We start from the raw sequence: 24582 nt of genomic DNA, 5'->3' as shown, positions 1-24582 counted from the left end.
CCCGGCAGGGTGGATTTTTGCCTGGACTTTGTCCGTCCATTCACGGGCTTTTGACTACGCTGGCCTGTGGCTGGAGGCCATTCCGGTGCAGGGAGGCAAGGCCGGCAAGATCACGAGCCCGAGGGCACAGGCCATGCAAAAAATCATGCGTCGGTGCGTGCTGGCAAGCGTCAGCGCGACAGCCTTGTTGTTGGCGGCCTGCTGCGGCCCCAGGGGATGGGTCATGCAGCCTTCCGCGCCCGCACAACCCTTGCAGGCAGCGCCGACTCCCGCGCCTGCACTGGAAACAAGCCGGATGAATCTTTCGGCCGACGCCGTGTTTGCGTTCGGCAAGTCCGATATCGCCAGTGTCAGCGACGAAGGGCGCGACCAGCTCGACCGGCTGGTGAAGCGGCTGCATCGAATCAGGGATATCCGTGCCGTGCATCTGGTCGGCTATACCGACCGCATCGGTGGCGATGCCTACAACGACGCCCTGTCACGCAGGCGTGCCGAGGCCGTACGCGGCTATCTGGTCGCGCACGGTGTCTCGGACGAGGTGATCACCACCGAAGGTCGTGGTGCCGCCGACCCGCTGGTGACATGCCCGGATCTGTCGGGCAATCGGCTGCGTGCCTGCCTGGCTCCGAATCGTCGTGTTGCGGTCAGCATCGTGGCGATGAGGCAGATCGAGCGCTAGACGCCTCGGCCGTCCGGATTATCGCCAGGCTGGCCGGGCGTTGCGCTGGCGTCCGCTCGCGAAATTATTCGGACAACGCATCCTGGATCGCCTCCAGCCCGTGGCCGCGTGTCTCGATGCCGCCGCGCGCAAGCATCCAGGCCGCCGCGGCCATCGGCAGCGCGATCAGCAGGGCGGACAGCATGAAATGACCGAACAGACCAAGCACGCCCAGCACCGCTCCCAGGATGCCGCCGAACTTCGAGCTTCCGGCGATCAGCCCCGCGCCTGTGCTGCGCAGGTGCACCGGATAGATTTCCGCCGCATACGGAATCAGGGTGGCGATCACGCCGCTGACGCTCAGCAGCAGCGTCACGGTGCCTACCGTGGTGACGGTGGCGGAGTGTGTGTCGGCCAGGTCGATCGCGAAAAAGAACAGCAGGGCCAGCGCCGTCAGTCCGATGAAAAGTACCAGCGTGCGTATGCTGCTCCAGCGTTGGTAAAGCCCCACCACCACGCCGACGCCGGGCAGCGCGAGTATCGCGGAACGTGCCAGCAGCGCGCTGCTGCCCTGGGCATCGATGCCCAGCTTGCCGAGGTTGCCGGGAAGCCACAGCAGGAAGCCGAAGTTCACCAGTCCCCAGGCAATCGCGCACAGCATCAAGCCCCAGGTGATGGATGCGTGGCGGCCACGCAGCAGTTGACGCAGGCTGATTCTCGCCGGTACCTGCTGCTCCAGCCGGGCACTTTCCAGCGCGTGCCGCACATCCGGATACAGCGGTGCAATACCACCCGAAAATTTCTGCAGTACCAAAAGCGCCTGGTCCTCGAGACCTTCCAGTGCAAGGAAGCGTGGCGATTCGGGAATGTAACGGTTGAGCAGGACGATCAACGCGCCGGTGGGCAAGTTGAGCAGCCAGAGTGCGCGCCAGCTGTAGCTCGGCTCGAACAGCGTCGCGGCGCCCGAGGCCAGCAGATAGCCGGCCGATGTGCCGATGCCGCCCAGTGCCACCAGCAGCCAGCCGCGGTGCGCCGTCGGAATCATCTCGGCCATCAGGGTGAAGGTGATCGGCAGCATGCCGCCGGCAGCGGCGCCCATCATGAAACACATCAGCAGGTTCCAGCCGAATGCCGGCATCGCGCCACAGATCGAAGTGCCCATGAACATCAGTGCCGACAGCAGGATCGTCGAGCGACGGCCGAACAGGTCACCCAGCCGGCCCCACACGATCGAGCCGACCGCGGTGCCGGTCAATGCCGACAGCGCCAGCCATCCGGCGGTCGAGGCGCTGATGCCGTATTCGGCCGACATGCCCGGCATCACGAAACCGATCGTCGCCGGCTTCATCACGTCCACCGCCAGCGCAATGGTCAGCACCGCCACCAGTTTCCAGTGCTCATGATTGAGCGGCACGCTGTCGGCGACATGGAAGGGCAGCGGGCTGCGGTCGGGATGCAGGGCTCGTCGCATCTGTGCCATCCGTGGCATCAGTCCGTAGCCCGCCAGCAGCACACCGAGCGGCACCAGCGCCATGCCGATCCGCATCATGCCATCCATCGGCATGCCGGCGAGGTGGTAATGCATCGGGGCAGCCATGACCAGCATTGGCAGATGCGCCAGCACACCGGCAACCACCGCGGTGCAACCCAGCCAGAACGCAACCGGATGATGGAACGCGATGTCTTTCGAGGGCATGAGGCTGCCAAGGGTGGGCACGAGCGCCCAGCTTAGCAGTGGTTTACTTGGCCCGTGCCGTGCGCAAACGGCAGGATCAAGGGCGGCCAGTCCGCAATTGCAGGGAAATATGGACGTCCAAACAAGCAACCCGCCGATGGCGGATTCCTGTCGATGACCTGGGTCATTCGGTCCGGAGCGGATCAGGCCGAGGCTGGCTATTCCTCGTCGTTGCTGCGGAATGCACGGCGCAGCAGCAGGAACGCGCCGATCGTTCCCGCGACGATCGCCACGGTGGCAGCCGGATGGCGATTCACCTGGCGGCGCAGGCGGCGATAGTGATAGTTCGCCTCGTCGGCGAAATCCTCGGCGGCGTTGGTCAGTCGCTGGCCGTAGCGGCTGCCGCGCCTGCCGAAGCGTTCGCCGAGGCTGCGGCCACGATCGAACAGGCTCTGTGCGGTGCCGGCGGCGCCATCGGCATACTGGCGCACACGTTCGCCGGCATGTTCGCCTGCGTCACGGATATGGCGCTCGATATCGTGATTACGCATCTGTCTTCTCCTCGCTATCTGAGATGGCAGGTTGCCAGCGAGATCGTGAGCAGCGTGTGGACAACGGCCGTGGCTGAGGTTGTCTGTTCAGCTATGGAGTACGGACTCAGCCGCCAAGCTGGTATTCGCAGCCTTTCTGCAGCGCGCGCTGGTACGCCGGTCGTGCATGGATGCGCTGCAGGAATGCCGTCAGTCGCGGGTAGCGGGCGTCCAGTCCGCCACGGGCCGCGAAGGCTTCCAGTGGAAAACTCAGCTGGATGTCGGCCGCGCTGAATGCGTTGCCGGCAAACCATTCGCTCTTGCCCAGCTCGCTTTCCAGATAATCCAGGTGAAGCTTCAGCTGTGGATCGACGAAGCTGCTCATCACCTTGTGCGCGATACCCTTGGCGATCGGCTTCACGAAGAATGGCGCCGGTGCGGTTTCGACCCGACGGAACACCAGTTTGAGCAGCAGAGGCGGCATCGCCGAACCCTCGGCGTAATGCAGCCAGTAATTGCAGCGCAGCCGTTCCGGCGTGCCGTGTGCAGGGATCAGCAGGCCGGTGCCGTAGCGGTCGGCGAGGTATTCGACGATCGCGCCGGATTCGGCCAGCGTGACTTCGTCGTCGGTGATCACCGGCGACTTGCCCAGCGGGTGGATCGCACGCAATTCCGGCGGTGCCAGCATGGACTTCGGATCGCGCTGGTAGCGCTTGATCTCGTACGGCACGCCGAGCTCTTCCAGCAGCCACAGGATGCGCTGCGAGCGCGAATTGTTCAGATGGTGGACGGTGATCATCCATGCATCAGAGCGCAGTGCACGGATCCGCGCAAGCTCAGGGTTCCAGCACGGCGATCCGCGACAGCTTCGACACGCCACGTTCGTCGAACGCCTCTACCGCCACGGCATAGCGTACGCCCTTGTTCAACGCGCGCAGTTCCAGCCGGGTCGGCTGGTCGGCGAAGCGCTGGTAAGTCTCGTGCAGCCGGTCGGGAGCGAGTCCCCAGCGCACGTTGTAGCCGACCGCGCCGGGCACCGGCTTCCACACGATCTCGGCGTCGCGGCTATCGGCAAGGCGGCGTGCGGAGACTAGCGCCGGCGCCGGCGGTGGCCGTCCGTCGGCGTTGCCGAATACACGCAGGTCGGAAATCGCCAGGGTGCGCGCGCCGACATGGCCGTGTATGTAGCGCACATAGCGGATGCGCGCGGGCTGGTCGAGTTCGAGGTAGGCGTTCGGGCGGTCGCGGGTTTCGTGGGACAGGTCGGCCAGAGTGATCCACTGCTTGCCGTCGAGCGAGCCGTCGAGGCGGAATTGCGTGACGATGTCCGGTGCGTCGCCGTAGCGGCCGGACTGGTAGTCGGCGTAGTCCACCTGCACCGCACGCACCGTGCGCGGGCCGCCGAGGTCGAGCGTGAGCGTCTGCCCGGCTGCGTTGTTCGCCGCCGCCCAGAACGTGCGCGGATTTTCGTCGGTGGCGGCGGATGGCGGGTGCCCCGGCAACTGCGACGACGCACTCGCGGCCTTGTGATACGACAGCAGCATCCAGCCGGTGAACGTGCTCTCGCCTTCGCGCAGGGCATGATCGGGCATGCGCTGGGGAAAGTCGCCGAAGCGCGTGTCAACCCACATCTGGCCGTCCGAATGGAAGCCGGCAGGAAACAGTTCGATGCGCCGCTCGAAGGTCCAGTTGAGGCCGACCCACATCGTGCCGGTATTCCAGTAGTTGCCGTAGGCATCCTGAAAGGTCGAGCCGTGACCGGCGCCGGTGGCGAAGCCGCCGGGCTTGTAGCCGACCGGGTTGTACGGCGCATAGGTGAACGGGCCCAGCGGGTTGCTGCCGATGTAAACGCCGGTGGCGTAGACGTTGTACTCGGTGCCGGGCGCGGCGTACTGCAGGTAATAGCGGTCGCCGTGGCGGTTCATCCATGCGCCCTCGACATAGGGCGCGATGCCGGTGTCGGTGTGATCCTGGCCGAAACGCTCCCAGCCGTGCGCGGCCGGGTCGGCCTTGAGCAGCGCGGCAGGCTTGCCGAGAAAGGCCAGCCGCTTGCCTTCGCCCTGATCGGCACGGTCGAGCGCGAGGTCGAGCCCGGCGCCGTACAGTGGAAAGATATTGGACGAGCCCCAGTAAAGGTAGACCTTGCCGTCGCGATCCCGGAACAGGCCCGGATCCCACGGCCCCGGCGGCAGATCGCCCGGCTTCATTTCGCTTTCGTGGCCGGCCCATACCGCGCCCGGCACAGGCGGCAGCAGGCGCGTCCAGAACTGCCAGCGGCCATGCGCCGGATCGGTCGAAAACAGCAGCGGCCGCGGCTCCATCGCCGCCTGCATCAGGAACAACTTGCCATCGGCGACCAGGGTGGCCGGCGCCACCGGGCCGTCGAACGGCCAGCGATCCGGCTGCACGAACTGCCAGTGCACGAGGTCGCTCGAGCGCCAGTAGCCATCGGCCAGGGTCAGGAACAGGTAGTACGCATCGTTGTAGCGCACGATCGCGGGGTCCGCGCCGGTGCGGTACGAGATGCCCTCGTTCATCTGCTCGTAGTTGTAGCGGTAGTCGATATCGAGCGGGTTGGCCCAGGTGCGACCGCCGGCAGCTGTCGCGGCGGCTATCGTGCAGAAGCCGAGCACGCCGGTCACGAACGCGATGTAGCGGGTCGTTCGCAGGCATCGCGGGTGCGGTGTCGATGGACAGGGTATCGACGGCATCCGGCGAGGATGCATCGCCGATGCAAATCGTGCAACGACAACGCGGCGCGCGTCGGCGCAGCGATGTGGTTCTAGTAGATCTCGCCCACACAGCAGCGCAGGCTGCCGCCGGCCTTCTCGATCTCGCCCAGCTCCACCGCGCCGACGGCAAAGCCGTAGTCGGCCAGGGCCTCGCGCTGGTCGTCGGTCAGCACGCCAGCGGCGCAGGCGCTCATCCACACGCGTTCGTCGGACAGGGTGATGGCATTCCCGGCAAACGCCTGCTTCTGCGCCGGGGTGAGCCAGACCGCGCGGTTGCCGTAGGCCTTGGCGATCGCCTGCGGCACGGCCGGATCGCGGAAGCCATCGGCGGCGATGATCGTGGCACGGCCAGCCATCAAGGTCAGCACCACATTGGTGTGGTATTCGGATTCGGCCAGCTCGAAGCAGAATGTCAGGCGCAGGTCGAACGCCTTGTGCATCGCCTGCGCGCCAGCCATGTCGCAGCGTTCGCTGAGGCCGCAGTAGCCGATCCCGCGCGCGCGATCGATGATCAGCGAGCCGGTCAGTTCGGCGACCAGGTCGTCACAGCCGGACAAGTCGACTTCGTCGTAACCCAGCACTTCGCCGAAGAAGTTGCGGATGTCGTGACGCTCCGCCTCGCGCTGACGCACCGCATGACGCATGCGTCCGATGATCAACCGGCCCGGGGCAGTGGCGAACACGTTGTTTGGAAACACGGCATCGGGCGTGGCCGGGTTGCCGGGAAAGGTGATTACCGGGACATCCGCGCGCAGCGCCTGCGCCAGCGCGCTGTGCTGGGCCAGCGCTTTCAACGGGTCGACCGTGAGGTTCAGGTCCATGTAGCGGTTGTCGCGCGCCGATTCCTCTGCAAGCGCGAACTCGGCCGGCGCGACCAGGAACGCCGCGCGCGCGGTTGCCGCGGCGTTCGGCAACGGTGCCAGCGTGGCGAAGGCTTCGAGGAATTCGGTCGGCGAAGTGGTGATCACGGTACGGCTCCATGATGCTCGGGCTCTGCGGAGACAGGCGTCCCGCCGGGCTCAAGCGTCAGAGAGTATCCGCTACGGACGGGTCCGGTGCAGGATTTTCGACATGCAGCCGCTGCCGCCGGCGCAGGGTCGGGAACATCGCCATCCACAGACCCACCACCAGCAGCGTGCCGCCGCCGCCGAGCACGGTGGCGTTCACCGCGCCCAGCCAGGCGGCCAGCATGCCCGACTCGAATTCGCCAAGCTGGTTGGAGGTGTTGATGAAGATGGCGTTGACGGCACTGACCCGTCCGCGCATGTCGTCGGGCGTGTCCAGTTGCACCAGTGCGCCGCGGATCACCATGCTGACCATGTCGAATGCACCCAGCGCAAACAGTGCAAGCAGTGACAGCCACAAGGTGGTCGATACGGCGAAGATCAGGGTGGCCACGCCGAAGCCGGCTACCGAGGCAAACATGATCGCGCCTACCCGCCGCTGCATGTTGTGCCGCGCCAGCCATAGCGACATCAGCAATGCACCCACCGCCGGTGCCGCGCGCAACAGACCAAGCCCCCACGGGCCGGTGTGCAGGATGTCCCTGGCGAAGATCGGCAGTAGCGCGGTGGCGCCGCCAAGCAGCACGGCGAACAGGTCCAGCGAGATCACGCCGAGCACGTCCTTGCGCTCGCGGATGAAATGCACGCCGGCGAACAATGTCTTCAGCGTGGCCGGCTCGCGCCTTGGGGGTGCCTGCTCATAACGCAGCCGGCTCATCAACGTGGCGGCGATCAGGTACAGCACGGCGGCCACCACATAGACGACACCCGGCCCGGCCACGTACAGGAGGCCGCCAAGCGCCGGGCCCATGATCATCGCCGCCTGGCCGGCCGAGGCATTCACGGCCATCGCCCGCGGCAGGATCGACGCCGGCACCAGCGCGGGCAGCATCGACTGCAGCGCCGGAAACTCGAACGCCTTGGCCACACCGATCACGAACACCAGCGCGAGGATGCCGATCTCGTGGATGCCGTGCAGCAATGTGAGCGCAGCCAGCAGGACGATCGCGATCCATTCCACGACCTGTCCGAGCAGCACGATGCGGCGCCGTTCGAACTGGTCGGCAACATGCCCGGCCGGCAGCGCCAGCAACACCGACGGCACGAACTGCACCAGTCCGATCAGGCCCAGGTCGAACGCGCGGCCGGTAATCGCGTAGATCTGCCAGCCCACCGCGACCGACAGCATCTGGAAGCCGAAGCTCGAGGCGATGCGGGCGAACCAGAACGCGACGAACGCGCGGTGCTGCAGCAGCGAATCCTGGCGTGGGGCGGAGGGAGAAGACATCTGGAGATCCGGGCAGGGCGCGCATTGTCCCACGGTTCAGTTCACTACTTGCCATGATCCCAAGGACGGCAAGGCATGGCGGATGCGCTCCTGCCGAATTCACTCGCGCTTGCCCTTTCCTCGATCAGAGTGGATGAGGATTATTATCGAGGAGGTCATTGCGATGGCCCAATATGCCGAACATGTCTATGTCGATCCGGCCGAGATCCGCCGCCTCGAGTCGCTGGTTGCCGATCTGCAGGGCAACGGCCACGTGTCGATCGTGCTGAAGGACGGCAGCGTGTGCGAAGGCGTGGTAAGTGTGCGCCCCAGCATGCAAGTGTTGCGCGATCATGCCGGCCGCGAGGGCGTCAATGCCGAGGTGCGTCTGGAACGGCCGCAAGCGCCGACATGGAACCACAGCATCTGGCTCGACCAGATCAGCCGGATCGAGCATTTGGACTCGATCCTCGGCAGCGAATCCTGAGCCGCCGCCGAGGATCGCATCGGATCACGCGATCCGCGTGAAGCCGTCCGCACTCCATGCTTCGCTGCCAACACCGTGGTGCACGAAGAACAGGCCGTCCGGGTCGTACTTGCGCTTCGCCGCGGCGAGGCGCGGATAGTTGCCGCCCCAGAATCCCTGCTGCCAGTCGCGCAGGAAGTAGTCGCTTTCCGAGACATACGAGCCTGCATCCGGCGCCACGGCGCGCAGCGCATCCATCGTCTTGTCGATAGCCGTCGCCATGCGTCGCGCCATGGCCAGGTCGGGTTTCGCGCCCGGCATGCCGGGAAAGGCGGGGTCGTCGCCGCTGGCGCTGATGGCGAGAGCGAAGGCGTCCAGCACCTGCGGATGCGTGGCGGTGTCGCGGGCGCGGGCGATCGCGTCGGCCGGTGCGCCGGCCAGTCCCTTGTTTAAATGCAGGGCGAAACCTCGGTGCTTCGACGCGGTGAACAAGGCCTCCGCCAGCTGTGCCTGCCGTCCAGGTTCCAGCAGCGAAGCCGGCAGCCAGGCCGACTGGTAGCCTTGGATGAACCAGCCGACCTGGTCGTGGTCGCCGGCCCAGAGGATGTGATCGCGGGGTGCGCCCGGCCGGTCGTCCGACACGATAGCGCTTGGCAGGTACTTGCGCAGGAATTCGGCGTCCCAGAGATGTTGGGCCGGCGCCGCCAGCGCCTGGAACGGTTTTGTGATGCGACAATCCTTGCGGGCATGTACCCAGTCGAGGAAGGGCGCCCAGGTCTGTTCGGCCTGTTGCCGGGTGAGGCCCTGGAACATCATGGAAATTTCGAAAGTGTCGCCACCGTAGAATTTCATCTGCTCGCCCCAGTGCGGATTGAACAGAGCGCGCTGGTAGAAACCCACCGCCTCGGCGATCAGGGCGCGATAGGCTGCGTCCGAGTCGGACTTGATGGTGAGGTTGACCGCGCCGAAGAACCCGGGCAGTTCGAAGGTGCGCAGGGTCAGCCGCGTGACCACGCCCAGGCTGCCGCCACCGCCGCCCTTGAGGCCCCAGAACAGCTCCGGATTCGTGCGGGCATTGGCGATGCGTACCTGGCCGTCGGCGGTGACGACTTCCGCCTCCAGCAGGTTGGACGCTGCCGTGCCCCAGCGCTTCGAGAAGCTGCCGAAGCCACCGCTCTGCACCAGCCCGGCCACGCCGACCGTTGTGCAGCCGCCGCCCTGCACGTAACGGCCGCCGCGGGTGGTTACGGCGTCGTAGGCGTCGATCCACATGGCGCCCGCCTGCACGCTCACCGCCGCCTGCGGTGGCACGAGGCCGGCGCAGCCTTGCGGCACGAAGGCATCGTGCAGGCTCACCTGGTTCATGTGGCGCGTCCACACCAGCAGCGAATCCGGCGCGTCCGAGGTGCCCTGATAGCTGTGGCCGCCGCCTTTCACCACCAGCCGAAGATGATGCTGGCGTGCGAAGTTGATGGCTGCGGCCACGTCGGCGGCGCTTTCCGCCGCCACCGCCCAGGCGCTGGGTTGCGAGGCCCAGGCATCGGCCCAGCCGCTGGTCTGGGTCAGTGCCGGGTTGTCGCCTACCGCGAACGGGTTGTCCAGTTGCTTGAGCACCTGTGTGCAGGCGCTGTCCGGCTGCGTCGCGCCGCAAGGGGCGAATGGCGATTCCAGCTTCAGCAGCCGGCCGCCGACCTGCCGTTTCAGCTGCCCCCATTCCGCGACCGTGGGCCACCCCGGTTGGCCCGGGCGTACCCGTGAGCGCAAGGTGGTCGCGAGGGTGCCGGCGCCATGCGCCAGGACCGTGCCGCTGCGCATCAGCAAGGGCAGCAGGGGCAGGGTGACGGCAGCCTTCAGCAAGTCGCGCCTTTTCATCGTATCGCTCCGGACGGGATGGACAGCGGACAGCATGGGCCTGCGTCACCGCCAATCCCAGCGTTGGGTGACGGATGGCGGGCAGTCAGGGACGAACCGACTACGGTGTGGGACGGGACGCATGGGGATTTCGCCACGGCCACGTAGAATCGCCGGCATGAACGAGCAGGCGGATGTCGGATACAGGGATTTTCAGCGTTGGCGCCCCTCGGTCGAGGTTGCCTTCTGGGTGGCGCTGTACACCCTCAACACGGTGTTCAATGGCATCGTTGCGCGGATCGACCATGCCCGCACGGCGACCTGGGAACCGTGGGTGTGGGAGTCGAGCAGCTCGCTGCTGATCCTGCTGCTGATCCCCTTCGTGAAGGTGGTGGAGCGGCGCTGGCCGTTCCGCTTCGATACGTGGCGCCACAGCCTGCCGCGGCATCTGCTGGCCAGCGTGGCGTTCAGCCTGATGCACGTGGCCGGAATGGTCGGGCTGCGCAAGCTGGCTTACGGGATGGTTGGCTGGCACTACCGTTTCGGTGCGTGGTGGCCGAACTTCGGCTACGAATACCTGAAGGACATCCGCAGCTATTTCGTCATCGTCGCGATGATCTGCCTGTCGCGGTTGTGGCTGCTGCGCCAGCAAGGCGAGGCGAAGTTGCTGGCCGAACCTGACGAAGGCCCGCCGGTGGAACCGGTGGAGCGGCCCGAGCGTTTCCTGGTGCGCAAGCTGGGCAAGGAATTCCTGCTCGCCGCCAGCGAGATCGAATGGCTGCAGGCATCCGGCAACTATGTGAACCTGCGCGTGCGCAGTCGAGATTATCCGTTGCGCGCGACCATGGCCGGCATCGAGGAGTGGCTGGATCCGGCGCGCTTCGTGCGCGTGCACCGCAGCTATTTCATCAATCTCGACTACCTCGCCGAGATCGAGCCGCTGGAGACTGGCGACGCCCGTCTGCAGATGCGTGACAGCGTGAAGATTCCGTGCAGCCGGCGTTACCGGGCGGCGCTGCGTGAGCGCTTCGGGTCGCCGGATTGACGGTTGCGTTATCCGGCCACCTCGTTCCAAGCTAGCGGCTTGTTCCCGATCGGTGTGTCGCTGATGAAGCCCGTTATCCATTACGTCGCCGCGACCTTGTGTGGCGCCCTGCTGCTCGTCGGCTGTTCGCAACAGGGGGGCACCGCGGCGCCATCCGCGGCGCAGCAACAGGCCCAGGCCCAGGCAGCCGACGCGGCACGCAACCTCGATACCTACCGCCAACTGCTGCGCATCCACAACGACGAAATGGCGGTGACGATGGGCAAGGATATCGTCAGCCGCTATCCGGGCAGCGCTGCGGCGAAGGAAGTGCAGCAGACCCTGCCCGAGATCGAGCAGCGTTACACCGAGGCGAGCGAAAAGAACCGGCTGGCCGCGTTGTGGTTGTATCAGGTGTCGCCGATGGCGGGCGGCACGCAGTCCACTGCCACCATCGTCAGCAGCCAGCCCTCGGGCAACGATCGGGTGCAGCTGGTGTTGCGCCGGCACACCAGCTGGGGCCAGAGCGTTTTCCTGTATGGCAGCAAGCCCGGTTTCGTCTGTCGCGGCAACTGCATGCTGGCCGCCACCGTGGATGGCAAGCCGACGCACATCAAGGTGTTCGCGCCATCGACCGGCGAACCAGCACTGATGATGGTCGACGACAAGGGCTTCATCGCCATGCTGCAGAAAGCGAAGAAGATCACCATGGATGTGACTTTCGCCGATGGCGAGAAGAAGCAGACCCTGGTCTACGAAGTCGGCGGCTTCGACCCGTCCAAGTGGGCCAGTGTCGGCAAGGGAAAAAAGAAGTAAATCGGTGTATTCCGGTGGTCGGGTGGTGCGTTATCAATCAGATCCATTCAACCTGATCCGCAGAGGGTCCTGCCATGAAATCCATTCATCTGTTGACAGGGTTGCTCGGTACCGGACTGCTTGTTGCCTGCAGCAGCGTGCCGTATGCGCAGCGCCAGGCTCAGCGCCAAGCCGAATATGCAGCAGCGGCCGGCGCGCCCGTGCGCAGTTTCCACTTCTTCAGCCCGCTGTATTCGTGGGAGGCGCTGAGCAACCAGCAGCTGGCGGTCTATGTCCGTCCCAACCAGGCGTGGCTGCTCGATGTGGACAACTGCCCGAACCTGACGTTTGCGAACGTGATCGGACTGACTTCCAGCTTCCATGATGTATCGGTGCGTTTCGATCACGTGCTGACCGGGCGCAACTACTTCCCCTGCACCATCATGCAGATCCGCCCGATCGATGTGGCCCGTCTGAGAAACGCGCAGAAGGCCCAGCGCCAGATCGACGAAAAGCCGCGCGAGACGGCGGCTGGCAGGCAGTGATATGGGCACCCGGGTGGCGGATTTCGCAGTCAAGTCCAGGGCGCGCCTGCCATTGACCGGTTGTGTGCTGGCGGGCCTGCTCACCGCCTGTTCCAGCATGCCGTCTGCCCAGGACATGCAGCAGCGACAGGCCGCTTACGTGGCCGCTGCCGATGCGCCGGTGCGCAGCTTTCGCCTGGTACCGGGGGACTCGGTCTACTCATGGGAGCCACTCGGCGATACCCAGCTGGTGGTCTATGTCCGGCCCACGCGTGCGTTCCTGCTGGACACCTGGCCCTGCAGTGGCCTGACCGTCACCAACGGGATCGGGTTCACCTCCTTTGCGGACGAAGTATCGGCGGGCTTCGACAAGATACTGACGACCCGCGGTTATCCACCTTGCGCAATCAAGCAGATTCGACCGCTGGATCTGGCGCGTTTCAAGCTTGAGAAGGAAGCCCGGCGCCATGCCGATGTCATGGCCCGCGACAACATGCCGCCGGCAGGCGGCAACTGAAGAGGCCGCCTGCCGAGAGCAGCTCGGCTGCGCGTTCAGTGCGAAGGCGCCGGCAGGCTTCAGTGCAGGAACAGTTTTCCGCTGATCCGCGCCAGCGGCTTTTCCAGCAGGTTCTGCAGCGGTCCCGGCAGATCAAGCGGCCTCAGCAACATCTTCACCGTCATCCCGGCCGGAATGTGCCGGCGCAGCAATCCTTGCGCGCGGTCGCTGATGCGACGGAATTCGGTCTCGTTGTTCTGGTGCTGTGGATAGCACTGATTGAACACGTGACGCAGCGCGATGCTGCTGTCCTCGCCCTTGATCTCGTTGAGCCTGCGCAGGATCGCGCGGAACACCTTGTAGCGACCGAAACCCTCGCGCTCCCGGTACAGCCGGTAGTGATGGTAGAAGTGCTTGTAGTGGCGCACTTCGTCGCTCTTGATGTGGTTGGTCAGTTGTTTCAGCACCGGCTCGTCGGTGATCTCGTGCAGTGCGCGGTACAGGCTGGCGGTGCCGGTTTCCACCGCGCAGCGTGCCGCCAGCTCCAGTCCGCGGCAGGATTCGAGTTGCTCGGCGGTGCACACGGCACCGTACTCGTCCCAGAACGCCTTGAACCCCCGGTCCCAGTCGAACTCCGGCCACACACTGCGCACATAGGTGGTCAGTGCGCGACCATGCTGCAGTTCCTCATGCTCCCAGTGCTGGCGCAGCCAAGTCTGCAGCTCCTGATCGTCGGCGAAATGTTCGATCAGGTTCCGCGTATACAGATCGGAGCCGCTCTCGACGAACGACGAACTGCACAACAGGAAGAACAGGTCCTCGTTGTGGCGCACACGCGTTAGATCAATGCGGCTGAAATCAAGACTCTCCAGAGTCCAGGGCAGGGCGTTGGAATAGCTCAAGCGGGCGTCCCGTGTGACATCGTCCCATGACGTGGATGGCAGAGGATACGGTCCCGGCGCCGGTGGGGGATTAACGCGCGCCGACTTGCTGTCCGGCAGGCCTCGCTTCAGGCAACGCCTGCGTCAGCGCACCACCGTCACCGGCACGTGGGCACGCGCCAGCACATTGCCGGATACCGAGCCGAGCAGCCAGCGCGCCAGGGCGCCGCGCTCGGTATGGCCGATCACGATGTGATCGACGCCGTGCAGATCGATCTGGCCCAGCAGCACGTCACCGGGGCTGCCGTAAGTCATCTCGACATCCACCAGGCTGGCGGCATCCGGCACGATCGCGGTCAGTTCCTCCAGCAGCTCCTTGACGCGTTGCGTGCCGGAGTCGGCCATCATCAAGGTGGAGGCATCGGCGCCACCTTCGGTAACCTGCAGCACCGACACCACACGCACCCGGCCGCCGCTGCAGCGAGCCAGATCGATGGCGAACTGAAAGGCGCGCCGGGAGGCGTCGGAACCGTCATAACCCACCAGTGAATACTTGACCATGGTTTTCCTTGCGCTGTGTTACGGCACCGGAGCCATGCCGAGTCTAGGCAGTGTTTCCGCCATCCCACAAGCCGCGCTACGGCCTTGCGGGACTGCCGGCAGTCTGCACGGACACCTGTTAGCGAAGCATCAAGGCTGGAAACCTGAACGGGCGCTCATGCTTCTGCACGCGGTTGTCACACCATGGTGCACACGCTGCCACCACCACGCAGTGGCGTGCCGGTCCTCAGGGGAGGCACGTTCGACTCTGCGTCGGGAATTTCATTCAAGGAGATGACAATGATCAAACGTACTTTTGGAATGGCTGCCCTGGTTCTGGCTTGTGCGGCAGCGACGACGGCGCTGCCGGTTTCCAGTGCTCATGCTGACGAGGCCACGGTGAAGTGCCATCTCAGGTTCAATCTGGCCGGTTGGTCGCTGATCTACAAGCATGCCGAAGGCAACGGCACCATCCGCTGCGACAACGGACAGAGCGCCAACGTCAAGATCAGCGTGGTTGGCGGCGGCCTCACCGCCGGCAAGTACCGCATCAATGACGGCAAGGGCGAGATCAGCAATGTGCACGGCATTCGCGAAGTCTACGGCGACTATGCGCAGGCTGGCGCCGAGGCCGGCGTGGTCAAGAGTTCGACCGCGCAGGTGCTGACCAAGGGCACCACCTCGCTGGCGCTGGCCGGTACCGGCGAGGGCGTCAACCTGGGTGTTTCGGTGGGCAAGTTCACCATCGAGCCGCGTTGATGCCGTAGCGTTGCTCGGCAGACATGATGTGATGACGAAGGGCGCCGCGTGGCGCCTTTCGTTTTTTGTGCGCGTAAACTTGGAGGCTGTATTTCCTTTCTGCTTCCCCCCCTTTGTTGGAGCTTCGTCATGCGCCGTCTTCCCTGTCTGCTCGTATTCACCTTGCTGCAGGCGAAGTCCTGATGCCGGTGCGTGTCGAACCTTCGCCGGCGCGGCGTTTCGCGGTCTGGGCCATCGCGCCGTGGGTATTGTTGCTGATCGCTGCGCTGGGTTGCGTGCAGTATCTGCAACATGCGGAGTACGCCTACCTGCTGGCCGCAGTGGGCGTTGTCGTGGTTTGCGCAGGTTGCATCCTGCGGCAAACGTGGGCACGGCCGACCATGCGCGCGATGGCCGTTCTGCTCGCCTTGTGGGCCCTGGTCACCGGTGTGCTGATGCTGCAGCACTGGGGCGATTTCGAGGTTGCCCGTCAGCACGCGCTGGCCCAGCCGCAGCTGGGCGAGATGGCAGTCTGGATCATCAACCGCGCCCAGCGAACCTGGCAGGTCGGACTGGCACTGAAAGTGCTCGCCATACCGCTGCTGTTGTGGCTGGCGTGGCAGCTGGGTCGGCCGGCGGTGCGTGCGCAGTTCAAGCGACGGGATTGACCGGTGCGCCACGAAGAACGGCATCGGCTCACTTGCCTGGCTGGTATCCGAGCGATCCGTACGGTTGACCAGATACCCGCATGTGCAGCGGTGTTCTCGCATGACCGGATCCCGGGATTCAGCGTCGGTTGGCGAGCGGGCAGTTATCGCTGGACGACCTGTTTGGCGAGAATTTTCCTGATGCGCCCAATCTCTGCGTTTGCCTTGTGCGTACTCCTGTTCGGCATGCTGCCTCTTCACGCGCAGGAGTTTGCAACCACCTGCCATGCCAGCAGCAGCTACGACGTCACGCTGAAGCCGGACAGCCTGCTGTTCGATCGTCCATCGCCGGCACCGTTCCATGTCGAGCTGCAGCAGGGTGCCTTGCGTACCGATGGCGTCGCCGTGCCATTGAATGCGGAGGATCAGGATCGCCTGGCGCTGTTCGAACGTGAATTGCGCGCGCTGGCGCCGCGGGTCCGCACAGTGGGCGAGCACGGGGTGGACATGGCGGTGCAGGCGCTGCACGCCGAGGTTGCCGGCATCGGCCTGAGCGATGCCACCCGCGCTGAGTTCGAACGCCGTCTGGCCGCTCACGCCAGCGATCTCAAGCAGCGCATCGCAGCCAGTCACAGCACCCATGACTGGCAGGGTGATGCGATCGACCAGTACATGAACCAGATCGCGGCGGACCTGGTGCCGCTGCTGGCGGCCGATCTCGGCCAGCAGGCGATCAATGCGGCTCTGAACGGTGACATGCAGACGGCGGCAAGCCTGCGTGACCGTGCCGCGACGCTGGCCACCGACCTGCAACCGCGCCTGCAGCAGCGGATGCAGGCGTTGCGCCCGCAGGTCGAGGCCCTGTGCCCCTCGATCCAGCGCCTGGCCGAGCTGCAACAGGGCGTGCGCGGCAGCAACGGCCGGCCGCTCGACCTGCTGCAGATCGGCCAGTGAAGCTGGCTGCAACAGCCCGCTGCCGGCTGACCGCGATTGGCCTGATCGCCCCGGGTTAATCTCCGGCTAAGTCACCATGGACGACGATGGTGTCGTGATCCAGCCATCGTCCAGCCAGGGTGCAGCCATGCCATTGCATCCCCCGCAAGCCACCTGCAATGCCCTGCTCCGGTGCAGCATCGACCTGCAGCTGCTGTATCGGCACGCCGCCGCGCGTTGCGAGCCGGGGTTGCGAATGGTGCTGGGCGAGAACGTGCATACGCTGGAGCAGCTGATTACCGACCTGCAGGCACAACTGCGCGCCAGCGGTGGCATCCCCCGTGAGCACGGCAGCTGGCGTGGCGTCGTGCAGCGTCATGTGGCCGGTTGGCTGGTACGCAGCATTGCACGGCGCGATGGTGCCTGGATCCACGTCCTGTCGTCTCATGAGAGCGCATTGCTGCACGCGTTCGAGCAGGCCATCGCAGGCATGCCTGCCGAGTCGGCGCTGGCGCTGCGTCGGCAGTTGCCGCGCCTGCATGGCATTCATCTGGATATGCACAGCCTGGCTGGCAGCGCCCGTTCCTGACGGATCAGCCATGCTCCCTGCTGCGCGTGATGTGCTTGATTTCTGGTTCGCCGAAACGAGCGTCAAACACTGGTTTGATGTCGATGAGGCATTCGATGCGCAGATTCGCACCCGCTTCGGAAGTCTGGAAGAAGCCGCAGCGGCTGGTCGATTGGGTGACTGGGCAGCCACGCCGTCGGGTTGGCTGGCATGGCTGATTCTGCTGGATCAGTTTCCGCGCAATCTCTATCGCGGTGAGCGGCGCGCGTGGGCGCAGGACGCCAGCGCACAACGCGTGGCGTTGTCGGGTCTGGCTCGTGGTGACGACCGGCAACTGCCTCCGTTGCAGCGGGTGTTTTCCTACCTGCCGCTGGAACACGCCGAGGATATGGCCCTGCAGCGGCGTTCGGTGGAATTGTTCGAGGCACTATGCCGCGATGCACCGGTCCGCGAGCAGGTGCGTTTCGCAGGATTTCTTGATTATGCTCGGCGCCATCATGACGTGATCGCGCGCTTCGGCCGCTTTCCGCATCGCAATGCCGTGCTTGGCCGAGCCAGCACGCCGGAAGAGGTGCTTTATCTGGCCCAGCCGGGTGCCGGCTTCTGAAACGTCTCCAGGGACTCGAGGAGTGTCGTATGCGTCGTCTGCTGTTGATTCCGTTGCTGGTTCTGAGCCTGGGTGTCTGTGCCAGCGAAACCCTGCGCATCGGCCAGCAGGTGCTGTCGGTGGGTGATACCGCCGCACACACTATCGAGCTGCTGGGTGCGCCGATCTACAAGGAGCGCATGGAAAACGAATTCGGTGCGTTCACAGGCGAGCGCTGGCAATTCAGTCGCGCCGATGGGCATGTGGTTACCGTGACGATCATTGCCGGCAAGGTTGCCTCGATCGAGGATCGCATCGAGGAACGTCGCAACTGAGGTGACAGCCGCGCCACGGAAAGGGTTTTCCGGATTTCATCCAGACACAGGGAGCAGGTCATGCGGATTCGTCTCATCATCGCCTTGTTCGCGCTCAGCGCCGCGGTACAGGCGTCCAGCAGCTTGCGTGTGGGCAATCAGGTGCTGGGTGTCGGCGACAGCGCCGTGCGGGTCACCGAGCTATTGGGCAAGCCGTCGTACAAATCCCGCGGTCATGGTTCACGCAACGGCAGTTCGCACGGCAGTACTCACAAAAGTGGTCGTGGACGCCGCAGTCGCGCTGCGTCGGCGACGACCAAGGAGGTCACCGGCGAAAAGTGGCAGTACCGGCGTGGCGATCATGTGACCATCGTGACCCTTGTCGATGGCAAGGTCAGCAACATCGAGGATGAGCGGCGCTGAGTCATGCCGGCATGGCGAGCTTCGGCGTACCGTGCGATAAATGCGCGGACATGCCGGAGGCCGCATCGTGAGCATTCCCTCTTCAGCCCGTTCGCCAGGACTCGGCCTGCTGCGTGCACGTGGTGCCAGCGAGCATGTCAGAGTCACCAATATCGAGCTGTTCTTCGATCTGGTCTTCGTCTACGCGGTGACCCAGCTGTCGCACACCTTGCTGCATGGCCTGAATGTGGTGGGTACGCTGCAGGTGTTGCTGCTGTTCCTGGCGGTGTGGTGGGTGTGGGTGTTCACTAGTTGGGTTACCAACTGGCTGGATCCGGAACGTCCGCTGGTGCGGCTGCTGTTGCTGGCCTTGATGCTGGCCGGGCTGTTGCTGTCGATCGCGCTGCCCGAGGCGTTCGGTGCGCGTGGATTGCTGTTTGCCGGCGCCTACGTGTTCATGCAGGTGGGCCGCACGCTGTTCATGTTGTGGGCACTGGGCAATGCCGCGCCGGCGAACAAGCGCAATTTTCAGCGCATCACGGTCTGGCTCGTCCTGTCCGGCGCACTGTGGCTGGCAGGTGGATGGCAGGACGGCCAGCTGCGCTGGCTGTTGTGGATTGCCGCATTGGGGCTGGAATACCTTGGTCCGGCGATGGCGTTTTACGTACCCGGCATGGGTCGGTCGAGCACCACCGACTGGGATATCGATGGTGGTCATCTGGCCGAACGCTGCAGCCAGTTCGTGATCATCGCGCTGGGCGAATCGGTGCTGGTGACCGGGTCGAGCTTTGCCGACGCCTTGTCGCAGCCACAGGCGCTTCTCATGTTTGTCAGTGCCTTCGTCGGCAGCGTGGCGATGTGGTGGATCTATTTCGATCTGGGTGCGGAGCGCGGCAGCCGGGCGATTCGTCAGTCGGCCGATCCGGGTCGCACCGCGCGCATCGCGTATACCTATCTGCATCTGCTGATCGTCGCCGGCATCATCGTGAGCGCGGTGGCCGACAAGCTGACCTTGCACGAACCGGCGCAGCAAGCCGGCATGGTCGATGGCGCCGTGTTGCTCGGCGGTCCGGCGCTGTATCTGCTCGGCAATGCATGGTTCAAAAAGACAGTGAATGACACCAACCTGCCGCTGTCGCATCTGCTTGGGTTGGGTCTGCTGGCGGCACTGACCCTGGCCATCGGGCACTGGTCCGTCGCATCGCTCGGCATGGCGACCATGGCCGTGCTGGTGCTGGTGGCGCTATGGGAGGTGTGTTCGCTGCGCACCGTGCGCCAGATGCTGCGCGACCCGGATGCGCATTGAACCGCGCGGCCACCGCTTGCGGAAACTATCCGTGAACCAGGGCGGCTTGTGATCCGGCAGGCGGCGTTTGCCGCCTGCCGGGGATCATTCGACTATTGCAGGGTCACCGGGCGTCGGTTGTCGCTGGAGACGCGGTCGATCAGTTCGTTGTAAGGGTCGATGCCGGCATCGAACGGTTTGCCGTCGACCGTTACGGTGATCGTGCTGTCGCCGTTCGCCACCATCTGCTTCTTCAGGTACAGCGGTTTGCCGTCCTTGCCGTCGGCGGGTGCGGCAAACACGCCGATGTCGATCGGGATGTCCGGGGTGGCATCGGTCTCCTTGCCGGTGCCGTCGACGTAGACCTTGCCGGCATGCACCTTCATGGTCACCTCGTACTTGCCATCCGGCAGCTTCTTCGCAGTGGCCTCGGTCATGCGGTTGTCGAACAGGGTGATCTTCCAGAACAGGTCATCCAGCAACGGTTGCCACTTCGGCCCGGCGGCCTTGGCCAGTGCATCCATGAACTCCTGCGACGTGGTGTACGGCGGTTGCTGGAAACCCTTGTCGATCAGGAATTGCCTGAGCATCGCATCGAGCTTGTCCTCGCCGATGTAATCCTGCAGCGCATAGAACACCAGCGAACCCTTGCGATAGTGGATGTACTGCTGATTCTCCACCTTCGCCAGCGGCTCCTCGGCCAGCTTCTCGGTGGCGCGGCCGGCCAGGTAGCTGTCCAGTTCGTACTTCAGGAACTTGTGCATCTGGTCGGCGCCGTATTTCTGCTTCATCACCATCAGCGCGGAATACTGCGCCAGCGATTCGCTGAGCATGGTCGAGCCCTGCATGTTGGCGCCGATCACCCGGTGTGCCCACCACTGGTGCGCCACTTCGTGCGCGGTGACGTAGTAGACATAGTCGATCTTCGATTTGTCACGCAGGTCGGCGATGAAACCGATCGACTCGGAGAACGGGATGGTGTTGGCAAACGACTGCGCGAAGCTGGCGTAGTTCGGGAACTCCAGGATGCGCAACTGGCGGAACTGGTACGGCGTGTAGTGGGCATCGTAGTAGTCCAGCGCGTCCTTCGCGCCCTGGATCATCCGGTCCACGTTCCATGCGTGCGCCGGGTTGTAGTACACCGAAATATCCACCCCTTTCCACGGCACCTGCTTCACGGCATAGCGCGCCGACAGGTACGAGAAGAACGGCAGCATGGGCTGGTCCATGCCGTCCTGAGTCATCGAGTAGTGGAAATAGTGCCGGCCGTCGGCCGTCCATTCCTTCTGCAGATAGCCCGGTGCCACCGCGATCTGGTCGGCCGCGGTGGAAACCGTGGTGTCGAAGCTGATCCAGTCCGCGTCGTTGCTGAGATAGGTATTTGCGCGTGCCTTTTCGTCACCCAGCTTGGGCATGCGTTCGGCATCGCCTTTCAGACCGTACTTGCGACGGTCGTTGCGGTCGGTGATCTGCGCATCCGTCTGGTAGCCGAACTGCGGTAGCACGCCGCTGTTGAAGAAGGTGCCGTTGTAGGCGAGGAAGGTGCCTTCCGGACTGTTGGTGAAGCCCTGGGGGGCGTATTCCAGATCGAAGTCGAAGTTCATCGACGTACCCGGTGCCAGCGGCGTCTTCAACTTGTAGATGGTGTAACCGAGCTCCTTGTCGTTGCTCACCGTGTCATGTGGTGCGAAGTTCAGCGACTTCAGCCTGAAGCCGTCGGTGTAGTTCACGTGCAGTTCGCTGATCGGCGTGTCGTGCCTGTTGACCAGGGTGTAGTGGCCGCGGATCTCCAGCCTGCGCTGGTACGGATAGATGTCGACATCCGCCTTCACCGCGGTGATGCGCGGCTGCGGCAGATCCTTGTACTTCGCGTACTTCTTCTCGTACTCGGCGCGCTGTTTCAGTTTGTCGCTGCTGCTCAGGTAATGATTGAGCACGTTGGTGTTGTAGTAGATCCACGCGCCGCTGCCTACGAAGGCGAGCAGGCCGAGTCCGAGCACGATCTTCGCTGGCGCATGCAGCCGTTTGCGTGCCTCTCGCATCCGCTCGCGCCACGCCTGACCGGTGCCGCGCACCCAGAACAGCGCAGCCAGCACCAGCAGCACCATGGCGCAACTGGCCCAGTAGAAATCGAACCACAGCGCGGCCTTGAGGAAATGCCCGAAACCGTTCATGTCCGAATACGGCGTGGAAGGCACGTTGCCGTAGTTGTACAGATTCTGTTCCCAGTGAAGCAGGCCGAAGCCGATCTGGCAGACGAACCACAGGATGGTCAGCAGGTAGCCGAGGAACTTGTTGTTCGACAGCACCTGCAGGAACAGCGCCAGTGCCGCCAGCAGCGCGAACGGGATCGTATCCAGCACCAGCGTTTCCAGATAAAGACCCGGCTCCAGATGGGTGTAGCCGTGCGCCAGCTGCCAGCCGATGCCGACTAGCGAGCCGACCAGCTGGAACACCACGATCACCGCCAGCAGGGCACCCAGCTTGGCGATCAGCGGAATCCAGTCCGGCAGCGGAAAGGCGTCGGTGACCTCGGCCGAACGCTGGCTGCGCTCGCGCCACACCAGTTCGCCCGCATAGAACGTGATGATGATGAAGAGCAGCCACTGGAAGCTGCCGCGCACGCCCTCCAGTACCTGATGGGTGACCGGCCAGGTCGCGGTGCCATAGATCTGTCCGGACAGCAGCAAGACACCGAACAGGTTGGCGACGCCCAGCGCCAGCATGATCAGGAACGGCACGCCGCGCAGCACGCCGAGCGTGTCGAAGGCGAATTGCGTGCGCAATTGGAGCAGATGGGCTCGCAGGTTGTCGGCCAGCCGCACCTTGGGCAGCGTCAGCGTGGCGCTGCCGGCCTGCGGGCGCAGGATCGGCGGCTCCGCGCGCTTCTTGCGCCGCGGCAGTTGCAGGCCCTCGCGATCCGACCGGAACAAGGCAAAGGTGACGCCGAACATGGCCAGGCTCACGCCGGTCCACAGCAAGCGGTTGAACAGCAGCACGCCCGTCAACGCGGGCAGTTCATGGTTGGACTGATAAGCCGACCAATAGCGGGTGACCAGCCCCACGGTGCGTCCGCCGAACGGGTCGAGCATGGCGGCGACGAAGTGGTTGTTCACGTCCTTGGTCAGCTGGCCGACAATGCTTTGCAGCACGAAGTAGACGATCACCCCTATATAGGTGGCCAGCAGCGAACGCGTGGTGCTGGCCAGCAGGAACAGCAGCGCGGCGATGAACAGCATGTCCGGCACCACCATGATGCCGAATCCCCACGCATAACCATGCCAGCTGGCCGGACCCAGCCGCAGCGTATCGATCCACGGCATCATGCCGCCGAGGGCGATGCCCAATGCGCAGGCCAGCATGACCGCCAGCGAAGCCAGATAGCCGGCGGCGAAGCGTCCGCCGAGGTAGGCACCACGGCTCATCGGCGTGGTGAAGAACAGTTCGGCGGTGCGCTGGTCGAAATCGCGCAGCGCGGCACCGGCGACGAATACGGTCACCAGAAACATGCTGAGTATGGTGAGCACGCTGAGCAGTTTGACGATCACCAGCGGCGCATTGCGCAACACATTGCCGCTGGATCCACCGATGATCACCGCGTCGGTACTTACCAGCGTGAACGCGAGCGCGCCGAACACGGCGGCGATGACCCAGAACAGCGGCGCCTTCAGCTGCTGGCGCAATTCGAATCGAAGTATCTCGAAGAACATCGGTATTCCCGTCCCTGTATTGGAAGACTGCCGAAACGGCGATTGGCGTCAGGCAGCCCTGGCGGCGGCCTGCGCGCGCAGGCGTCCGAAATAGACGTCTTCCAGATCGGGTGCGACGGCCTCGAAGCCTTCCTCGGGCTGCGCGTCGGCCAGCACATGCAGCAGGGTGCGGCCGCCGGCGAGGCGGGTGGACAGGATGTTCATGCGGGCGCGGTAGCCGTCCAGTTCAGCCTTGTCGATCGTGCGCCGCCACACGCGGCCGTCCATGCTGCGGATGGCTTCCAAGGGTTCGCCGCTCAGCAGCACCTGGCCCTGGCCGATGATCGCCATGCGCGAGCACAGGTCGGTGACGTCCTCCACGATGTGCGTGGACAGGATCACCACCACCCGCTCGCCGATCTCGGCCAGCAGATTGAGGAAGCGGTTGCGTTCCTCCGGATCGAGCCCGGCGGTGGGCTCGTCGACGATCACCAGCCGCGGATCGCCGATCAGTGCCTGGGCGATGCCGAAGCGCTGGCGCATGCCGCCGGAGTAGGTGCCCAGCTTGCGCTTGCGCACGTCCCACAGGTTCACCTGGCGCAGCAGCGCCTCGACCAGTTCGCGCCGCTCGCGCTTCACGGTGACGCCCTTGAGCACGGCGAAGTGATCCAGCATCGCCTCGGCCGACACTTTCGGGTACACGCCGAATTCCTGGGGCAGGTATCCGAGCAGGCGGCGGGTGGCCTGCTTGTCGGCAAGCAGGTCCATGTCGTCCAGCTTGATCGTGCCTTCGTCCGGGTCCTGCAAGGTGGCGATCGTGCGCATCAACGACGACTTGCCGGCACCGTTCGGGCCGAGCAGGCCGAACATGCCGTTGGGAATATCCAGCGACACGCCGCGCAATGCCCGCACTCCGTTCGCGTAGGTTTTCGACAGGTCCCGAATCGTCAGCATGGCTGGCTTCCTTGTACCGCCCG

25 protein-coding genes are annotated in these 24582 nt (G+C 64.6%); 14 read left to right on the top strand and 11 right to left on the bottom strand.

Features of this window, described 5'->3' with window-relative positions; genetic code table 11:
• Positions 1 to 295: 295 nt before the first annotated feature.
• The gene (locus tag ACYVKM_RS02750; RefSeq protein ID WP_460875555.1) at positions 296 to 679 is read left to right on the top strand and encodes an OmpA family protein; all 384 of its coding nucleotides are present in this window, start codon (positions 296 to 298) and stop codon (positions 677 to 679) included.
• A 64-nt stretch (positions 680 to 743) separates the two neighbouring features.
• On the opposite strand, the gene ACYVKM_RS02745 is transcribed toward ACYVKM_RS02750, so the two are convergent.
• From ACYVKM_RS02745 to ACYVKM_RS02720, 6 genes are all read right to left on the bottom strand, one after another.
• Positions 744 to 2354: an MFS transporter gene (locus tag ACYVKM_RS02745; protein WP_460875553.1), complete on the bottom strand. Its 1611-nt coding sequence runs from the start codon at positions 2352 to 2354 to the stop codon at positions 744 to 746.
• Positions 2355 to 2551: 197 nt separating this feature from the next.
• Positions 2552 to 2884 carry a hypothetical protein gene (locus ACYVKM_RS02740; RefSeq protein ID WP_460875552.1) on the bottom strand — a complete coding sequence of 111 codons (333 nt, stop codon included), beginning with the start codon at positions 2882 to 2884 and terminating at the stop codon, positions 2552 to 2554.
• 106 nt (positions 2885 to 2990) lie between these two features.
• Positions 2991 to 3662: a glutathione S-transferase family protein gene (locus tag ACYVKM_RS02735; protein ID WP_460875550.1), complete on the bottom strand. Its 672-nt coding sequence runs from the start codon at positions 3660 to 3662 to the stop codon at positions 2991 to 2993.
• Positions 3663 to 3699: 37 nt separating this feature from the next.
• The gene (locus tag ACYVKM_RS02730) at positions 3700 to 5505 is read right to left on the bottom strand and encodes a family 43 glycosylhydrolase (RefSeq protein WP_460875549.1); all 1806 of its coding nucleotides are present in this window, start codon (positions 5503 to 5505) and stop codon (positions 3700 to 3702) included.
• 140 nt (positions 5506 to 5645) lie between these two features.
• A complete protein-coding gene (locus ACYVKM_RS02725) occupies positions 5646 to 6563 on the bottom strand; it encodes an arginine deiminase-related protein (protein WP_460875547.1) in 918 nt (305 codons plus the stop codon).
• 58 nt (positions 6564 to 6621) lie between these two features.
• A complete protein-coding gene (locus tag ACYVKM_RS02720; protein WP_460875545.1) occupies positions 6622 to 7887 on the bottom strand; it encodes an MFS transporter in 1266 nt (421 codons plus the stop codon).
• A gap of 163 nt (positions 7888 to 8050) precedes the next feature.
• Between ACYVKM_RS02720 and ACYVKM_RS02715 the strand changes: the two genes are divergently transcribed.
• Positions 8051 to 8353, top strand: coding sequence for a DUF3247 family protein (locus tag ACYVKM_RS02715; protein WP_460875544.1), 303 nt, complete (start codon positions 8051 to 8053; stop codon positions 8351 to 8353).
• A 24-nt stretch (positions 8354 to 8377) separates the two neighbouring features.
• Here the strand turns inward: ACYVKM_RS02715 and ACYVKM_RS02710 are convergent, their stop codons facing one another.
• The gene (locus ACYVKM_RS02710; protein ID WP_460875542.1) at positions 8378 to 10204 is read right to left on the bottom strand and encodes an FAD-binding protein; all 1827 of its coding nucleotides are present in this window, start codon (positions 10202 to 10204) and stop codon (positions 8378 to 8380) included.
• A 157-nt stretch (positions 10205 to 10361) separates the two neighbouring features.
• Here ACYVKM_RS02710 and ACYVKM_RS02705 point away from each other — a divergent pair, with 157 nt between their 5' ends.
• The 4 genes from ACYVKM_RS02705 (at position 10362) to ACYVKM_RS02690 (ending at position 13043) form a co-directional block, all read left to right on the top strand.
• Complete coding sequence (locus ACYVKM_RS02705; protein ID WP_460875541.1) at positions 10362 to 11228, top strand: LytTR family DNA-binding domain-containing protein; 867 nt, start codon at positions 10362 to 10364, stop codon at positions 11226 to 11228.
• A gap of 63 nt (positions 11229 to 11291) precedes the next feature.
• Positions 11292 to 12023: a hypothetical protein gene (locus ACYVKM_RS02700; RefSeq protein WP_460875540.1), complete on the top strand. Its 732-nt coding sequence runs from the start codon at positions 11292 to 11294 to the stop codon at positions 12021 to 12023.
• Positions 12024 to 12097: 74 nt separating this feature from the next.
• The gene (locus tag ACYVKM_RS02695) at positions 12098 to 12547 is read left to right on the top strand and encodes a DUF6491 family protein (RefSeq protein WP_460875538.1); all 450 of its coding nucleotides are present in this window, start codon (positions 12098 to 12100) and stop codon (positions 12545 to 12547) included.
• 1 nt (position 12548) lies between these two features.
• Positions 12549 to 13043, top strand: a complete 495-nt coding sequence (locus ACYVKM_RS02690) for a DUF6491 family protein (RefSeq protein WP_460875537.1) — start codon at positions 12549 to 12551, stop codon at positions 13041 to 13043.
• Between the two features lie 59 nt (positions 13044 to 13102).
• On the opposite strand, the gene ACYVKM_RS02685 is transcribed toward ACYVKM_RS02690, so the two are convergent.
• A complete protein-coding gene (locus tag ACYVKM_RS02685; RefSeq protein ID WP_460875536.1) occupies positions 13103 to 13924 on the bottom strand; it encodes a ferritin-like domain-containing protein in 822 nt (273 codons plus the stop codon).
• Positions 13925 to 14047: 123 nt separating this feature from the next.
• On the bottom strand, positions 14048 to 14464 hold the full coding sequence (locus ACYVKM_RS02680; RefSeq protein ID WP_460875534.1) for a universal stress protein: 417 nt from the start codon (positions 14462 to 14464) through the stop codon (positions 14048 to 14050).
• Positions 14465 to 14743: 279 nt separating this feature from the next.
• Here ACYVKM_RS02680 and ACYVKM_RS02675 point away from each other — a divergent pair, with 279 nt between their 5' ends.
• The 8 genes from ACYVKM_RS02675 to ACYVKM_RS02640 all read left to right on the top strand — a co-directional run bounded on the left by ACYVKM_RS02675 (position 14744) and on the right by ACYVKM_RS02640 (position 19937).
• Entirely contained in the window at positions 14744 to 15202 is a 459-nt protein-coding gene (locus ACYVKM_RS02675; protein WP_460875533.1) for a hypothetical protein, read from the top strand.
• Between the two features lie 182 nt (positions 15203 to 15384).
• Positions 15385 to 15849 (top strand): hypothetical protein, encoded by a 465-nt coding sequence (locus ACYVKM_RS02670; RefSeq protein ID WP_460875532.1) that lies wholly within the window; start codon positions 15385 to 15387, stop codon positions 15847 to 15849.
• Between the two features lie 180 nt (positions 15850 to 16029).
• The gene (locus ACYVKM_RS02665) at positions 16030 to 16782 is read left to right on the top strand and encodes a DUF2884 family protein (RefSeq protein ID WP_460875530.1); all 753 of its coding nucleotides are present in this window, start codon (positions 16030 to 16032) and stop codon (positions 16780 to 16782) included.
• Positions 16783 to 16909: 127 nt separating this feature from the next.
• Positions 16910 to 17350 (top strand): ferritin family protein, encoded by a 441-nt coding sequence (locus tag ACYVKM_RS02660; protein WP_460875529.1) that lies wholly within the window; start codon positions 16910 to 16912, stop codon positions 17348 to 17350.
• A gap of 10 nt (positions 17351 to 17360) precedes the next feature.
• The gene (locus tag ACYVKM_RS02655; RefSeq protein WP_460875527.1) at positions 17361 to 17936 is read left to right on the top strand and encodes a DUF924 family protein; all 576 of its coding nucleotides are present in this window, start codon (positions 17361 to 17363) and stop codon (positions 17934 to 17936) included.
• Between the two features lie 29 nt (positions 17937 to 17965).
• Entirely contained in the window at positions 17966 to 18250 is a 285-nt protein-coding gene (locus tag ACYVKM_RS02650) for a DUF2845 domain-containing protein (protein WP_460875525.1), read from the top strand.
• A 60-nt stretch (positions 18251 to 18310) separates the two neighbouring features.
• Complete coding sequence (locus ACYVKM_RS02645; RefSeq protein ID WP_460875524.1) at positions 18311 to 18652, top strand: DUF2845 domain-containing protein; 342 nt, start codon at positions 18311 to 18313, stop codon at positions 18650 to 18652.
• Positions 18653 to 18719: 67 nt separating this feature from the next.
• Positions 18720 to 19937, top strand: a complete 1218-nt coding sequence (locus ACYVKM_RS02640) for a low temperature requirement protein A (protein WP_460875522.1) — start codon at positions 18720 to 18722, stop codon at positions 19935 to 19937.
• 92 nt (positions 19938 to 20029) lie between these two features.
• Here the strand turns inward: ACYVKM_RS02640 and ACYVKM_RS02635 are convergent, their stop codons facing one another.
• Together ACYVKM_RS02635 and ACYVKM_RS02630 are read right to left on the bottom strand one after the other, a co-directional pair.
• Positions 20030 to 23626, bottom strand: a complete 3597-nt coding sequence (locus ACYVKM_RS02635; RefSeq protein ID WP_460875521.1) for an ABC transporter permease/M1 family aminopeptidase — start codon at positions 23624 to 23626, stop codon at positions 20030 to 20032.
• A 48-nt stretch (positions 23627 to 23674) separates the two neighbouring features.
• The gene (locus ACYVKM_RS02630; RefSeq protein WP_460875520.1) at positions 23675 to 24559 is read right to left on the bottom strand and encodes an ABC transporter ATP-binding protein; all 885 of its coding nucleotides are present in this window, start codon (positions 24557 to 24559) and stop codon (positions 23675 to 23677) included.
• Positions 24560 to 24582 lie beyond the last annotated feature (23 nt).

This window comes from Rhodanobacter koreensis (assembly GCF_054782855.1).
The sequence above is the reverse complement of the archived record's forward strand: the minus strand, read 5'-3'. Positions and strand labels throughout refer to the sequence as shown.

Bases quoted from the DNA above. Each gene is read 5' to 3' on its own strand.
- ACYVKM_RS02750 (WP_460875555.1), top strand. From the start codon at position 296: ATGAATCTTTCGGCCGACGCCGTGTTTGCGTTCGGCAAGTCCGATATC.
- ACYVKM_RS02745 (WP_460875553.1), bottom strand. From the start codon at position 2,354: ATGCCCTCGAAAGACATCGCGTTCCATCATCCGGTTGCGTTCTGGCTG.
- ACYVKM_RS02740 (WP_460875552.1), bottom strand. From the start codon at position 2,884: ATGCGTAATCACGATATCGAGCGCCATATCCGTGACGCAGGCGAACAT.
- ACYVKM_RS02735 (WP_460875550.1), bottom strand. From the start codon at position 3,662: ATGATCACCGTCCACCATCTGAACAATTCGCGCTCGCAGCGCATCCTG.
- ACYVKM_RS02720 (WP_460875545.1), bottom strand. From the start codon at position 7,887: ATGTCTTCTCCCTCCGCCCCACGCCAGGATTCGCTGCTGCAGCACCGC.
- ACYVKM_RS02715 (WP_460875544.1), top strand. From the start codon at position 8,051: ATGGCCCAATATGCCGAACATGTCTATGTCGATCCGGCCGAGATCCGC.
- ACYVKM_RS02710 (WP_460875542.1), bottom strand. From the start codon at position 10,204: ATGAAAAGGCGCGACTTGCTGAAGGCTGCCGTCACCCTGCCCCTGCTG.
- ACYVKM_RS02705 (WP_460875541.1), top strand. From the start codon at position 10,362: ATGAACGAGCAGGCGGATGTCGGATACAGGGATTTTCAGCGTTGGCGC.
- ACYVKM_RS02700 (WP_460875540.1), top strand. From the start codon at position 11,292: ATGAAGCCCGTTATCCATTACGTCGCCGCGACCTTGTGTGGCGCCCTG.
- ACYVKM_RS02695 (WP_460875538.1), top strand. From the start codon at position 12,098: ATGAAATCCATTCATCTGTTGACAGGGTTGCTCGGTACCGGACTGCTT.
- ACYVKM_RS02690 (WP_460875537.1), top strand. From the start codon at position 12,549: ATGGGCACCCGGGTGGCGGATTTCGCAGTCAAGTCCAGGGCGCGCCTG.
- ACYVKM_RS02680 (WP_460875534.1), bottom strand. From the start codon at position 14,464: ATGGTCAAGTATTCACTGGTGGGTTATGACGGTTCCGACGCCTCCCGG.
- ACYVKM_RS02675 (WP_460875533.1), top strand. From the start codon at position 14,744: ATGATCAAACGTACTTTTGGAATGGCTGCCCTGGTTCTGGCTTGTGCG.
- ACYVKM_RS02670 (WP_460875532.1), top strand. From the start codon at position 15,385: ATGCCGGTGCGTGTCGAACCTTCGCCGGCGCGGCGTTTCGCGGTCTGG.
- ACYVKM_RS02665 (WP_460875530.1), top strand. From the start codon at position 16,030: ATGCGCCCAATCTCTGCGTTTGCCTTGTGCGTACTCCTGTTCGGCATG.
- ACYVKM_RS02660 (WP_460875529.1), top strand. From the start codon at position 16,910: ATGCCATTGCATCCCCCGCAAGCCACCTGCAATGCCCTGCTCCGGTGC.
- ACYVKM_RS02655 (WP_460875527.1), top strand. From the start codon at position 17,361: ATGCTCCCTGCTGCGCGTGATGTGCTTGATTTCTGGTTCGCCGAAACG.
- ACYVKM_RS02650 (WP_460875525.1), top strand. From the start codon at position 17,966: ATGCGTCGTCTGCTGTTGATTCCGTTGCTGGTTCTGAGCCTGGGTGTC.
- ACYVKM_RS02645 (WP_460875524.1), top strand. From the start codon at position 18,311: ATGCGGATTCGTCTCATCATCGCCTTGTTCGCGCTCAGCGCCGCGGTA.
- ACYVKM_RS02635 (WP_460875521.1), bottom strand. From the start codon at position 23,626: ATGTTCTTCGAGATACTTCGATTCGAATTGCGCCAGCAGCTGAAGGCG.
- ACYVKM_RS02630 (WP_460875520.1), bottom strand. From the start codon at position 24,559: ATGCTGACGATTCGGGACCTGTCGAAAACCTACGCGAACGGAGTGCGG.